This window comes from Rikenella microfusus DSM 15922 (assembly GCF_000427365.1).
Classification (GTDB): Bacteria; Bacteroidota; Bacteroidia; order Bacteroidales; family Rikenellaceae; genus Rikenella; species Rikenella microfusus.
Map to the genome: position 1 here is coordinate 463,255 of NZ_KE386488.1, position 13,543 is coordinate 476,797.

At 58.2% G+C, this 13,543-nt stretch carries 15 protein-coding genes; 1 reads left to right on the forward strand and 14 read right to left on the reverse strand.

Annotation, left to right across the window (positions count from 1 at the left end; genetic code table 11):
- The first annotated feature begins 67 nt into the window (after positions 1-67).
- On the forward strand, positions 68-769 hold the full coding sequence (locus RIKMI_RS0102895; RefSeq protein ID WP_051214283.1) for a rhomboid family intramembrane serine protease: 702 nt from the start codon (positions 68-70) through the stop codon (positions 767-769).
- A 1,159-nt stretch (positions 770-1,928) separates the two neighbouring features.
- Here RIKMI_RS0102895 and RIKMI_RS0102900 read toward each other — a convergent pair.
- From RIKMI_RS0102900 to RIKMI_RS0102970, 14 genes are all read right to left on the reverse strand, one after another.
- Complete coding sequence (locus RIKMI_RS0102900; protein ID WP_051214285.1) at positions 1,929-2,693, reverse strand: Mom family adenine methylcarbamoylation protein; 765 nt, start codon at positions 2,691-2,693, stop codon at positions 1,929-1,931.
- 220 nt (positions 2,694-2,913) lie between these two features.
- The gene (locus RIKMI_RS0102905) at positions 2,914-3,552 is read right to left on the reverse strand and encodes a hypothetical protein (RefSeq protein ID WP_027290352.1); all 639 of its coding nucleotides are present in this window, start codon (positions 3,550-3,552) and stop codon (positions 2,914-2,916) included.
- 27 nt (positions 3,553-3,579) lie between these two features.
- Positions 3,580-5,523, reverse strand: a complete 1,944-nt coding sequence (locus RIKMI_RS15095) for a hypothetical protein (RefSeq protein WP_051214287.1) — start codon at positions 5,521-5,523, stop codon at positions 3,580-3,582.
- Between the two features lie 2 nt (positions 5,524-5,525).
- Positions 5,526-6,008 carry a hypothetical protein gene (locus RIKMI_RS0102915; RefSeq protein WP_027290353.1) on the reverse strand — a complete coding sequence of 161 codons (483 nt, stop codon included), beginning with the start codon at positions 6,006-6,008 and terminating at the stop codon, positions 5,526-5,528.
- A 4-nt stretch (positions 6,009-6,012) separates the two neighbouring features.
- Positions 6,013-6,822: a hypothetical protein gene (locus RIKMI_RS0102920; protein WP_027290354.1), complete on the reverse strand. Its 810-nt coding sequence runs from the start codon at positions 6,820-6,822 to the stop codon at positions 6,013-6,015.
- 2 nt (positions 6,823-6,824) lie between these two features.
- On the reverse strand, positions 6,825-7,112 hold the full coding sequence (locus tag RIKMI_RS0102925; protein ID WP_027290355.1) for a hypothetical protein: 288 nt from the start codon (positions 7,110-7,112) through the stop codon (positions 6,825-6,827).
- Positions 7,099-7,398, reverse strand: a complete 300-nt coding sequence (locus tag RIKMI_RS12840; RefSeq protein WP_037291401.1) for a hypothetical protein — start codon at positions 7,396-7,398, stop codon at positions 7,099-7,101. The genes RIKMI_RS0102925 and RIKMI_RS12840 overlap by 14 nt, the downstream gene beginning before the upstream one ends.
- Positions 7,399-7,404: 6 nt before the next feature.
- On the reverse strand, positions 7,405-7,623 hold the full coding sequence (locus tag RIKMI_RS0102935) for a hypothetical protein (protein ID WP_027290356.1): 219 nt from the start codon (positions 7,621-7,623) through the stop codon (positions 7,405-7,407).
- Positions 7,624-7,626: 3 nt separating this feature from the next.
- Positions 7,627-8,181 (reverse strand): hypothetical protein, encoded by a 555-nt coding sequence (locus tag RIKMI_RS0102940; RefSeq protein WP_027290357.1) that lies wholly within the window; start codon positions 8,179-8,181, stop codon positions 7,627-7,629.
- Positions 8,178-9,134 carry a hypothetical protein gene (locus RIKMI_RS0102945; protein WP_027290358.1) on the reverse strand — a complete coding sequence of 319 codons (957 nt, stop codon included), beginning with the start codon at positions 9,132-9,134 and terminating at the stop codon, positions 8,178-8,180. Before RIKMI_RS0102945 ends, RIKMI_RS0102940 begins: the two co-directional genes overlap by 4 nt.
- Before the next feature lie 3 nt (positions 9,135-9,137).
- Positions 9,138-9,773 (reverse strand): DUF6046 domain-containing protein, encoded by a 636-nt coding sequence (locus RIKMI_RS0102950; RefSeq protein ID WP_051214289.1) that lies wholly within the window; start codon positions 9,771-9,773, stop codon positions 9,138-9,140.
- The gene (locus RIKMI_RS14225; RefSeq protein ID WP_051214291.1) at positions 9,760-12,561 is read right to left on the reverse strand and encodes a phage tail tape measure protein; all 2,802 of its coding nucleotides are present in this window, start codon (positions 12,559-12,561) and stop codon (positions 9,760-9,762) included. Before RIKMI_RS14225 ends, RIKMI_RS0102950 begins: the two co-directional genes overlap by 14 nt.
- A gap of 198 nt (positions 12,562-12,759) precedes the next feature.
- The gene (locus tag RIKMI_RS0102965; protein ID WP_037291403.1) at positions 12,760-13,080 is read right to left on the reverse strand and encodes a hypothetical protein; all 321 of its coding nucleotides are present in this window, start codon (positions 13,078-13,080) and stop codon (positions 12,760-12,762) included.
- A gap of 32 nt (positions 13,081-13,112) precedes the next feature.
- A complete protein-coding gene (locus RIKMI_RS0102970) occupies positions 13,113-13,541 on the reverse strand; it encodes a hypothetical protein (protein ID WP_027290362.1) in 429 nt (142 codons plus the stop codon).
- Positions 13,542-13,543 lie beyond the last annotated feature (2 nt).

The window sequence follows — 13,543 nt, forward strand, 5'->3', positions numbered from 1 at the left end:
TCGGGTCTCCCGAGAGAGACATACAATCCGAATAATTCGCTGCATACGAACAAGAAACAGATAACGAATGAGCAACAATAACATTTTCGGCACCAGCGGCGGCTCCTCGTGGAGCCAGAGCGTGGTCATGAACCTGATTATCCTGAACGTCATCGTCTTCCTGGCCCAGACCCTGTTGCCCCAGGGGACCGGCGGCGAACGTATGGTCGATCTTTTCGGACTCCACTTTTGGAAATCGGCCGATTTCCAGATCTGGCAGCCCGTCACCTACATGTTCCTGCACGGCGGTTTTTCGCATATCTTCTTCAATATGTTCGCCCTGTGGATGTTCGGCCGCATCCTCGAATACGATATGGGCTCGAGGCGGTTCCTGTTGTTTTACCTCGTCTGCGGCGTCGGGGCCGGATTGTGCAACCTGGCCGTAAACTGGTTCGAGTACAATCGTTTCGTCAGTCTCGGCTACGCTCATATCGCGCCGATGCAGTTGCAGATGTGGGCCGATAACGTCGTGACCATCGGTGCATCGGGCGCCGTGTTCGGCGTGCTGCTCGCTTTCGGGATGTTCCACCCCAACGACCGCATCATGTTGCTGATCCCCCCGATTCCGATGAAAGCCAAATGGTTCGTCGTCGCCTATGGCGTGCTCGAACTCTTCCTCGGCGTTACTCAGCAAGGTTCCAATATCGCCCATTTCGCCCATGTCGGCGGGATGCTTTTCGGGTTTCTGCTGCTGGTGCTGTGGAAAAAGACAGGAAAGATATATTATTGACAACAGGATACGACGGAAAGGCCGTTCGAAAACGGGGAACGGAAATACGGTTCAGGATGTACCGACAGAACCGTCAGGTATTCGGTTTTGCGAAATATGCGGATTACACGTACCGTAAGGGGTGATACTGTGCAGCGTACCTGTCCGAAGCTATCCGCAGAGGGGGATTGTATCGGGATATCGAAACTCTGACCGGTGTGTTTCGGTATAGCCGGGTCCGGGTAGGAATGCCCTGTCCGTTTTGCGGAGATGGAATTGACGGTTAGTTGGAAATAACTTTCTGCGCCAGTGGGGGCGGACGTTTCTTATGAAAAGTCCGGAGCCAGCCGAGGGCAAAACCGTAGGTTACAGCCGTTAGCTTCGCTCGTTTTGCCTGGCGGTTTTCTCGCGCTCCCTCTCCCAAGGCCGCTTGTGGCCTTGGGAGAGGGACACTGCTCGGTTCCTCCTCGTCGGGGATGCCGCTATGCAGATAAATAACCGTACAATTAAAAACAAGTCTCCGCGCCAGCGGGCGGGCCGCAGCCTCCGGGCAGCGGAGGCCCGCAACTCGCATCCGCTCGCCGTTCCTCCGCAGGCCGCGGCCCCATACAAGAAACAGTACGGTTAAAATACTTTACCCGTTCGGCTTTGCCTCCACCCCATCGGAGCAAACGCCCGGTCGGCGTGCCCGGAGGCACCGCGAAAGCCGGCGATTCTGATGAATCGCATCAATAAGAATCGTAGTTTTAACAAAGTACTCCCGGCTTCTTACATTGGTATCGAAACACGCGTAAAGGCTGCCGCCCCGGGAATGTGCGATTTCCCATTCCGACATCAGTATAATCGGCCAAACGAAAAGTACATGGTTTTTGGGGTGGATTTCAAGGTAAAAATTTGAAATCACGACAAATCTACGAAAAGGGAACGGGGTGCGAAAACGAAATTTTCGCGCCCCGTTTTTTGTCTGTCGCCGGATAGCCTGTTATTATTGTATTAACTTGGGGTGTGTTGGCAATTTTCAGCAGGCCCCCACAGGGATTACAATAAAACCGCCGCCCGATGTCGGTTCGGACGGCGGGGCGGTTAAAGAATCTTGAATGCCTATTTAAACAGGTTGTAAAGGATAAATCCATTTCCCTATCCATTCAGTGCGATAATCGGTAAAACATCATTTAGGGGATTATGCGATTTTTTCCAACAGTTCGAATATCCGCATTTTGATTTTCTGGCGGTCGCGAGGCCAGTCGGTAGGCGTTTCTCCCTTCTCGTAATCAGGATAGGGTTTCTCTTTGAACTTGGGCACGAGTTTATCAGACAGCGGATATATGTATCGGTAGGTTTTAACTTTGAAAATATCGTACAAACCCAGTAAATAGTAGATGTTCGTTCGGACATACCCTGTGGGGCAGGTGCTATTGGTTAATAGTTGCCCCTGCGTTACCTCTCCGGTGCGTCGGTCTCTCAGAAATCTGGTTTCATGGTATCCGTAATAACGAAAATTCGCCGCTTTATAGATTGTCCCGCACCCCAGGCGGCCGTCCGCAAAACTCTGAACGGCCACGATATTCGGGTCAGCGTGCCGCAATAACTTGATCGATGCGGCTATAAGTATCGTTTCCGCATTTTTACCGAGTTCGTCGCTAATCCAGAGCCGGTTCAATTCGCACATCCAAGCTTTGGGGTTCGGATGCGTAAAGATTTTGGCCTTGGGATTTTTCATATACCCATAAACCGCCACTCCCAAACACCGAGTCAGATCGTCGGCCCGGAATATCCCGAAGTTATATTTGCCGAATCCGCCGTCATTCCATTTGTGCGAATAGTGATTTTGGATGATCATTTCCTTTGCCAACGTTTTGGGCACTGGTTTAATAATCAATCTCCCCAAAGAATGGCTGTTTTTCAGAACGCAGCCGACCGGCTGTAATTGTTCGTTCGGTGTCATAGATTTTATTCGTTTTTTGGTTACTTTTGCAATGCTACAAAGGGAATACCCACGCAGAGGCTTTGGCCTTCGGTTGTGGGTGTTCCCTTTTGTAGCAGATTGAGACACCGTTCTATTTATAGAAGCCGAAGGCCTTTTTTAAGGCATAAAAAAGGCCGGTAAAGCGATTTACCGGCCTTACCCAAATATTTAATGTAATATTATACCAGAGAATTACGCATTACTCGATCCCCGTCTGTTTGAGCGCCCGCCACTTCGCGCCCGTTGTGGGCAGGAATACGTAAGCCTCGTCGAATAGTTTATAACAGGTGTCGAAATCCCCGTCGTTGAACGCCGCCGTAATCTTGGCCCGCGCCTCCAGTACCACCGAGTTCGGGATATAGGCTACCGTGTCGATTTTGACCTTATCATAGTCGCTCATACTGAACCCCAACGGCATTACCGCCGTGCCGTCAGGCCATTTTGCGACTGTTACGACAAAATCGATACGATCTGTTACATATGTTCCGAGAAATCCATTTGAAACGACTCCGCCACCCCAAAATTTCAATTTATAATTTTCCAAATCGCGGAGTAAATAATAGGTTTCTTCATCAACGCCATAACCACCCTGAGGGGTTAGTCCGTCTGATGTCGTCGAGCGGTAATCCCACGCATATTTTGTGATAAATTCAAGGCTGTCGGTAATGCCCGTGCCGTCGATACCTCCGACCGGAATATCGCCCGTGTCGGCTTTGGTCAGCGAACGAACGCCGGTAACGCTGATTTTCGCGTCAGGGTCGAGACCCTTTTTATCCTTTTCGCAGGAGGCCAGCAACAGGCAGGCCGTCAGGGATAAAAGAAAAACTTTGATTTTCATAATATAAAGGTGTTTATCCAAAGTTAGTTAAAATTCGTAAATCTGAAAAAAGAACGACAGATCGTTTCTTGTTTCGTCGTCAGCAGTCCAGACATCGAAATAGTTGGTTGATTTTGAAACGATGGTCGCATGCCCTCCGGTACCGCCAATCGCCATACAGGTAGCATGTACCTCGTAATTGGTATGGCCGATATTGTGCATGACCCGATAATTTCCGGCACCGCTTACTCTTGATGCCATTGTTACCGCTCCTTTTTTCTTGTTCAATTCTCCCGATGTTCCATTAACGACCCCCGCCCCTAAGAGTTTCATACCGCCGTCGGCGATCCCGTCGAGTTTGGTTTTGTCGGCGGCGGACATCAGGCCCGCTGCCGCAGCGGTGGCCGGTGAGAGGTTGCCGGTATGATAAAATTCCCTCCAATCCGATACTGAACCGCTATCGCCGTCCTTGCACCGGAAATAAATCCGGGTCCAGCCGTTATTCCAGGAACTGTAACCTCCCAAACATATTTCGACTTCATAACCCGACATGCCGAAACGCAGAAATGAGGAACTCTGGCCTATCGGCGTATCGTGATCCGTAAAGCCATGCCCCGCCGCGCCGTTCCCAAATTGTCCCAAAAGCGTACCTCGTCCGAGGTATTTCAACGAGTTCTGTGCGTCGAAGTTCCCGGCGTGCCACAGTTCTCGCCAGGGTTGCCACTGTTCATCGACCCGGCGACGGAAAAACAGCCTGTCCGCATCGTACACCTGCGCGATCTGCGTCACCCGGTAAGGCGAGGTAGCGATTACCAGCACCCGGCAGTTCGCCGTGCTTGCCGGCGCGTTGGAAATCGCGCCGTCCGCCACGTACAGGCCGTTGGAGGTCAGGGTATTCAGGTCGGCGTTCTGTAAGGTGGCCGGGGCATTCGCCTTGCTCGCCGGATTGAAGTTTCCGGCGTGCCAGATTTCGACCCATTCCTGAATGGCGCCCGATTCATTGGTCGAACGGAACCTCAGGGAGTTATTCAATGCGTTGAACTGGGCTTTATAGCCTCCGCCGCCGAACGATAGAAAAGGATAGTAAGCAAAGGGGATGTTCTTCGCGCCGAAAGGCTTCGATACGAGGTTTTCAATATCGTCCGCATTCCCGGCCCATCCTTCTTCGATGGGCATCCGACTTGCCAGCGCGGTATTCATAGCCTCGGCGGTAACGCGCTCGCCGATCATCTGCATAACCGTCGCCGAGAAATTCGGGTCGTTGCCCAGCGCCGCCGCCAGTTCCTGCAACGTGTCGAGCGTTTCGGGGGCCGTTCCCGCAAGCGCCGCTACAATCTTGTCGGCATACTCCTTAGCTGAAATCAGCGTATCGGCATCTGCCTGCACCAGCTCCGTTTTCAGGGCCGTATCCTGCGTGTCCGCATACTCTTTTGCCGAGCGCAGGGCCGCTTCGGAACCCGTGGCCGCCACGCCGTCGGCGTATTCCTTCGCCTGCTCCAGAATGCGGTTCCACTTGGAACGTTCGGCGTCCGTGATAAAACGGTGCGCGGTGTCCTGCACGGCATCCACGAAACGGCCGCCCCCGGCCGTCAGGGTCAGGTACGGGGTATCCCCGTCAGGCTGCACGCCGGAAGCCTTCCCCGTATAGACGTAGGCGATCGGTTTCACTTTGCCGTCGCCGTAAGGTTCCGAGACCGTTTCCACGTTCGCCGTCAGGTATAGGGGGAGGGCCACGCCTTTCGCCCCGGCAAAAGGCATCGCCATGACGCGGCGCACGCCGTCCGGGTCGTCGGCTTCGAGGGCCACCAGCCCCGCAGCCACGTCATACGTGCCCGCCCCGTCCTCCGTCTGTACGGCTTCGCACCCCTGAATGATGCACGGGCCGTATTCGGCAAAAAAGGCATCCAACGCTTTAAGCGGCTCGCTCTGGAGTTCCAGCAGGTCGTCCCCGGCCCAGCTGCGCACCCCCACCGTCTGTGTCTGTCGTTTCATCTTTATTCCTGTATTATCTTATACTGCACAAGCGCCTGTTTGAACCGCTCTATTTCGGCGCGGATCAGGTCTATATCGACCCCGACGGGGATATAGACGATAAAGTCCGCATCGCCGAAGAGTTCGCGGATTTCGCCCCGCAGAGGCATCGCCTCGCGTGCGGTTTCGTCGCGCAGGCCGGTGCGCAGGCGCAGGGTATCGCCTTCCGCCCGCAGAGAGACCCGCGCCAGCCCGTCGTCGTAGGTAACGACCCGGATGGCCACCGGCTCGCCGTATTTTTTCCGTAAATAGCCTTCGAAGACGGCGACCTGGCTGTTCACGTTCACGATCATGCGGGTATCGCTGCGCCACTTGTCGAACTCGGCGAAAAGCGTCCCCAACGGAGCGACCAGACCCCGCAGCCACCAGAGCCGCACGGGTTGCCGTTTGTGGGCCGGGAGCAGCTGGCGCACGAGGTTTTTATAATTTATCCGGGTCGTCTGCATGGCTTCACGAGGCTTTTATGGAGGTCAGCGTCAGGGTGCAGTCGGCGGTATAATCGAAATAGCCGGCCTCCAGTTCGTCGGCCACGCCGACCGGTTCGAAATCCTCCATGCTCGTCCCCTTGCGCTCCATGCTTTTCAGTTCGGCCGTCACGACCCCGTCCACGGCCATAATCGCCGAGACGAACTTCTGGCGGTAAAGCATCGAATCGAAATCCTGCCCGGAGCGGAAAGCATCTAAGGCCGCCGCGACCCGCTCGCGCACGGTCGTAACGGGTACGGCTGGGTCGTAAAACACCTCCGCGTCGTACCGCACCTGATCGGCGTTGGTCGATACCGTAACGGTTTCGATCCCGGCGAATTTGATGCTGTCCACATACCCGGTGAAGTTGTGCAGTTCGTCGGCTGTCAGCGGCACGATCCTGTTCTGCTCGTCCGTTTTGGCGACCTTGATACTCAGACGCTCTTTCCCTTCCGTTACGGCCACCACGCCGATAATGCGTGCGGCGGGATCGTCCACGGCATAGTAGAGCTGCGCGGTGTCGGGGTCGAACAGCAATTCGTGCCCGTTCTGAAAGCGTTTGCACTGCTCCACGTACCAGCGGACGGTGCCGGGGGTGATCTTGTCGGCCGCGGCGTCGATCTCCGACCGGAACTCGTCATGGATGATTTCGAGCGTGTGTATCGCCCCGGCCACGACCCACGTCCACAACCTCCACTCGGCCGTAGCGGAGGGCGAGAGTTCCGGGCGTCCTTCCCGCTGCGTGGTCAGGTCGTCCCGGATGGCCGTCTGTATCTCTTTTATCGTGCGTGCCATGCCTATAAACCGAAGGTGTTGATTTCCTTATTCTGCAACTCTTTAACAACCATTTGCCGCAGGGTGCGGCTGTCGTTGTCGATGCGGACTTCCTGTCCGGCGAGCAGCGCGGCGTCCGCGTAGAAGCCGCCGTCGGCTACGTAGTCGATGCCGAGTGTCGCGAGCGCCGCGGGGTCGTTTCTCAGACCCGGATTGTTCCCGATCAGCTCGGCGACCGCCTCGCAGGTGCCGTAATATTTGACGGCCAGGTCGAACACCGTCTGGTTCGATACCGTTCTAATCGTTTTCATAGCTGCCGTCCACAATTAAATTTCCCCGGCCGTCGAAAGCCACCTCCCGCACGGCGATGCCGTCGGCCTGCATCTGCTTGCGCACATCTCGCAGAAAGAGCTGCGCGTCGTTCTGGATGTATTCGACGGCGCCCACGCCCACCGTCGGAGCCTCCTTATAGTCGCCCGGCGAGGCCATCAGAATGTCGCGTTTGTGCTGTCCGGTGGCCCGGTCGGTACCCGCCGGGAGCAGGTCGCCGGAGGCGAAATCCACGTCGCCGTCCGCGGCCAGTAAAATATCCTCCATAACCCGCTATTTTATCGTGCATTGAAACGTTCCCGTTACTGCCCCGGTGGGAGCCGACAGCCCGCCGACGTAGGTGATCGTAATGGACTGTATGGCGTTTACCATCGCTTCGGCCAGCGATTCGGCGACCCGGTCGATCGACGCCTCGCGGCCTTCGGTGTCATCCATCACCTGTACGAATGCCTGTTTTACCTCGGCCTTGATCGTCTCTTTTACAAGTGCCATTTATCAACCCTTTAAATACTGTTTCAATTCGTCTTTAATCCGCGTAAAATCGGCCGCGTTCACCGGAACGCCCGACGGCCCCACGGCTGTGGGCACGGTCAGCCGGGCCAGCGCGTCGCACAGGTCGGAGAGTGTCTTGAGCAACCCGGCAGCGCCGCGCCCCAACTCCAGCCCATCCGCGGTGGCTTCCAGCGCGGTATCGCCCGCGGCAAAGGTCAGCCCGTCGGCATCGATTCCGACCGCCGTCTTCTCGCCGACGGTCAGCAGGGCTTTATCCACGTCGGAGAACATCGCTGCGAACAGTTCGTTGCTGCCGCCGATACGCGATACCAGCACCACGCTGCCGACGGCGGGGATGAAACAGAACCCCTTTCGTTCGGCGTCGGCCACGGCGTGCAGCCGCACGTCGTCGTAGCTCACGCCCCCGGCTTCGACGGTACAGGTGCGCCGGGTCTCATCCACGCTCCGTACCGTGGCCGGAAAGGTCTCGCCGCCCGGCGTGCCGCCGATCGCGGCCAGCCGCCGCCGAATCTCCGCAATATCCCGCTGTCCGCTCATCCTACCTTCGTTCCTATTTCGACCGTCCGGCGACCGCCGCCGCGCCCGAAGGTCGTTTTAACCGTTTCCACATAATATTTTCCCGACCTTTCCGGATAAACCGGGTCGGTCAGCTCGGCCACCATCGCCGGGGCGGCGTAGGGTTCCAGGAACGTCGTGATGCTTCCGGAATAACCGTCGGCCGTTTCGCGTTCCAGCTCGTTCTGCGCCAACGTCGCCAGCTCCGCCATACTTTCCACGTCGTAGAAATAGAGGGTTTTCGAGGTGCCGCCCTCGGCGCCTTTTTTCGCCTCTACTTGCGTGCCGTCCTTTTTGAAGCAGATCGCCCGGATTTGCATTTTCAGGTCTTTGCGGTTCAGATATTGGAGGTTGTCGTCGCCGATGACGTTGTAACGCAGCCTATATTTGACCGTATCGCCCGTTACCCGCTCCGGACGACAGGCATAGACCCGTCCGTCGAGGTCGAAAAAGACCGACAGACCGTATTTTTTCGTCAGATTCGCCAGCACCGACGATACCGGCTTATCCGGCACCGCGTAGTTTTTGAGGGTCAGCGTTTCGGCGTACCCGACGGCAAGGCCGCATTTGGCCAGCAGACCCGCGAGGGTCGTGGTGCCGCCCGTAGTTACGTTGCGCCGGCGGCAGGCCCAGAACTCGTCCTCGCATTCGATTTCGAGCGGCGTGCGCAGGTTGAGCGCCTTTACATAGCCGCGGAACTCCGGCTGCAGGCGGCCGTTATAACCGAGGCGGATCTCCACCCGCTCGCCGACGGCCACCGCCTGGGCCGTCTCCACCCGCGTCGGCGGCAACCCGGCCTGCCTGAGTACCGCCGTAACGGGCACTTTGATCGTCGCCGTGGCGCCCGGCGTATAGACCGACCGCCGGACAGTTACGGCGTTCACCGCCCTAAACCGCTTATCGCCGATCCGTATTTCGCAACCCAATACGTACATGTCTTATTCGATGACTAATTCCACGGCGGCGTCGGTATGCGCTTTCATTTTCACGACCTGCACGTCTTCCGCGCCGCCCATCGCGGGTAGGTCGATGCTTTCGATGACGATCTTGTCGTCGGTCTCGAAAACGAGATCGGTCAAAGCCGAAACCAATTCCACCGCTTCGTTCAACTCGTAGAGGTCGCGCATCCGCTTCACCTCCGTTTCCGGATAGTTGCCGCCCTGGCCGATAAGCGCGCAGGCCAGTTCCACTTCGTAGCTGTCCACGCCGATCAGTTCGTTCACCGCGCCGCGCCGCCCGATAAGCGGCGTTTCGACGATCCGTTTCTTTCCGGTTACGGAAATCACGGCGCAGGGCATTTCGACCTCGCCGAGCGACGATCGAATCCATACGGGCATAAAATACCACCGTCCCAGCGCGTCCTGTTTGCGGATCGGCACCCCGCCCGCGGTTTCGGTGCGCAGCGCCGGAGCGTCGGGCATCCCCTCGAAGGACGGGACGGCCGGATAACGCGCGGCGTTTCCGCCGAGCAGCATCCCCGGATAGAATTTGCCCCGCAGCCGGGCCGCGTCGAGCAGCAAACCCGCCACGTCGAAGCGGTGCGGCATTCGGCCGTATTCGTCATACCTGGCCATAATCGGTCACCTCCATCAATACGTTCACGATCTCCTGCCGGATTTGGTCGTATCCCTTGCCATCGGCGTTGGCGATATGGATAACGATCTGGTCGCAGAACTTGTCCGCAATCGGTCGGCCGTCCTTCCGCCCGTAATCCGCGGTATCCCCGGCCGGGGCGGTCGCAACCGCGGCAGGGGTGTCGGGCGGCACGACGGCCTGCACGAGGGCGGGCGAGGCCATGCCCGCGCCGAACGATGCGGCGGCGGTCAGCCCGGCCAGTTTCACGCGCCCCAGTTTCGAGACGATGGCGCCGTAGGCTCCGGTGCCCTTTTCGTTCACGGCCACACTGTCCAAGTCGAACACATCGCTCCGGGAACCGACGCTGCCTGTGGTCGTCCGTCTGCCTTTCCCGCCGAGGGAGGCCATCAGTTCCGCATACGTTTTCGGTACGGCGCCGCCTGAGGCGGAAGACTGGCTGCCGTTACCGGCTGACGCTCCGGGCAGGCTGCTACCGCCACGGAGCAACGCGGCGCCGCCGGGGTTGTAAACGCCGTTCACGAAAGGCGACGAGGGAACCGCTGCCGACTGCCCCGCCCCGTAAAGCAGATCGAGACGCCCGGCAGTCTCGTTATAATCCGACAGGGCATCGGTCAGTTGATTGAGCCGCCCGGTAACTCCCCGATGGAGGGTCAGCGTAAAACCTCGGAAAAATTCATCCAATGCTCCGCCGATGTCGTATTTCTCCCGGATGGCAGCCGCGTCCGCCCCCCAATCCATACCGGCCTTCATCTTGTCGAACATCCGGCCGAAATCCGCGGCCAGTTCTGCCTGCTTGTCTTTGTCGTCCACCCGGTCGAGCAGGTTGTTCAACACGCTGGTTCGCACCTCTTCCAGCTCTGCCAGCGCGTCGTTCATCGCCTGGTCGCGGAACTTGTTACGGAGTTTGCGTTCCAGTTCAATGTTCACCCGGTCGAGGGCGTCGCACAGCTCGTCGTTCGTGCTTTTTTCGGTGAGCAAATTCGGCAGGTACTGGCCGTACTGCTCATTGATCCGGCCGATGGCCGCCGCCCGTTCGTCGCTGCCCTCGGCGGCCTGCATCGCGGCGTCGAACGAGGCCCGCGTCTCGTCTTTCGACCTGGCCAGCTCCGTGTTGAACGCCGCGAACGAAGTGGTCGCCCTGTCGGTTTTCGAGGTCAGGGAATAGATCACTCCGGCCAGCGCACCGATACCCAGCACCAGCCATCCCACCGGCGAGGTCACGAACGCCGCGTTCAACGTTTTGATCGCTCCCGCGAGCAGGGTCGAACCTGCCGCTGCGATCTTGTGCACCGCATCCACGGCCAGTACTTTGATTTTGTGGGCGACAAGCATAACGCCCAGCGCGCCGAGCGTTCCGGTCAGCGCCCCGATTACGGGGTTTCCTTCGCGTAAGGCGTCGAACCACCAGCCGAACGCGGAGGTAACGCCGGAAAGGATGCCGCCGACTATATCCAGCCCGACGCCGAGCGCCCCGATGCCGACCTCCACCAGAGGCAGAACCGCCGTCCCGACATCCGACAAAATCAGCTTGAACGAGTTCCACAACTCCTGCGCACGTTGCGTAGAGTTGCGCGAGAGTTCCATCGCACGGTCGGCGGCGCCGGCGGAATCGGCCACCGCCGTCAGCGATTCGGCCAGTTTGTCCGTGTCGGAAGCCATGACCATAAAGGCGCTCTTAGCCTCCTTGTCCACGATGCCCAGCGATTCGATAAAGTTCGACTTCTGCTGGTCGCTCATCGAAGCCGTTACGGCTTCCATCTCCCTGAAAATGTCGAGCGTCGAACGGATCGCGCCGGTGTCGTCGAAGACGTTTATCCCGACTTTGCTCATCTTTTCGACTACATCCCCGCGGCCCAGAATCGAATAGAGGTTGTTCATCAGCGTGGCGGCGCGTTCGGCGCTCTGCCCCTTGCCGGTCATATAGGCAAAAACGCCCGCCACCTCTTTGTAGTTGTAGCCGAGGGCATCGGCCCCGGCGATCAGGTCGGGCATGTAACGGGCGAAGTCTTCGAACTCGCCCGCACCGACCCGTTTGGCCTCCACGAAAGTGTCCAGCACCTCGCTGGCGTTGGTGTTTTTCGTACCCACGATCGACAGTGTCCGGGCCAGCGCGCCCGCCACTACGTTCGTGTCGGCGAACTGCGACTTCGCCCCTTTGAGCGTGGCGTCGAGGATGGAGAGCGACAGGTCGAGATCTCCGGTCTGGCTGATGATCTGTTCCAGGGCGAGCGGCGACTGGGTGATGTCGGCCTTGTTGCGGGCGGTGATCTCCCGCACCTGCTCGGTCGCCTTTTTCAGGCTCGCCGGGTCGAGCTGGGCGGTGATGTTCACTTTCGCCATCCCCTCGTCGAGGGACATCGCGTTTTTGACGGAGGCGCCGATACCGGCAGCGGCGGCCATCGCGGGGTTGATAAAGCCGCCCAGGCCGCCGGTCAGGTCGGAAAACAGTCGTTTCAACCCGCCGCGCCCGGCGTTGTCCAGCCGGTCGATCTGCCGCGTCAGGCTGTCGATTTCGCGGTTGTATTGCCTGATCTGCGCGATGTTCCGCGGGTCGATAATCTCTTTTTCGGCCCGCAGCAGATCGAGCCTCTGGCGTAAAGCGGACAGCGAGCCGCCGAGGTCTTTGGCCGCGGCCTGCATGCCCTTGCTCTGGGCGGTCAGTCTCGCAAACGTCGCAAGCGTATTTTGCGACGCCCCCGCGATCCGCACCAGCGGCGAAGAGGCCCGGTCGGTCAGGCTTAGTATGTATTCTACGTTTGTTGCCACTTTTTTTCTAACCCGCTATTGTTTCCGCTATGGTTTCCGCGATCTTCCGGGTCGTCCGGTTCTCGACCCAGACTGCCATCCTCGCCTGATAGCACCACTCGGCGTCGCTCAGGGTATCGGGGTCGAGGTGCAGCACCGAACGGATCAGCGCGTTGCCCGCGTGCAGCCAATTCGGAAGCTCTGCTATCTCCGACCCCGCTAAGCCTTTTTTAGCTCCACGGCCGCCACTTCGATCAGGGCGTTCACCCGCGGCCCCAGGCCGTAGAACAGCCGGTCTTCGGTCTGGAACTCCATATCCCCTCCGAGCCAGCAGTTACGGATCAACACCTCGTTGATCTTGAGCGCGTCGATCCCGCCGATCACGTTCGCCGCGCTGATGGCCTTGCGGTCGGGCCGACGCAGCCAGGCCTTCTTACCTTCACTTTCGACGACGAAGACTTCGCCGTACTGTTTTTTCCAGGCCTCGACCATTTCGGGCGTTACCTCCGCCGATGCGGCGGGTTTCTGTTTTTGAGCCATTCTTCAACTGTTTTTAAATGTTCCTGAAAACCTTATACGTCGTATTCGATACCCAGCGCGATGAACGGCAGGGCGTGTTCGCTGAACAGGTCGCCGGTCTTCATCCCTTTGGGCAGCTCTTTGATCGAGGCCGTGTGGATTTTGTCGGTCGTCACCACGCCGCCGGCCGTCACATAGGAGACCACGATGTCGAAATCCACGTCGAGCAGGTCGTCGTATCCTTTCGCACGCGCGGTACGGTTCATGGCGTCTAACTCGCTCTGGAGAATCGTCAGCGTACCTTCCGCCGACCGTTCGCCGTGCTGGATGCCGCGCGGGTTGCGCCCGGCGCCGCGCACGTAGTCTTTGGCCTTCGACAACTTGTAGTCGATGCCCCGCAGCCCGCCGATGTTTTGGCCGAAAGCGTAGACCGAAATATCGCCATAGGCGTATTCCCGCTGATTGATAATCACCTTTCTCATAG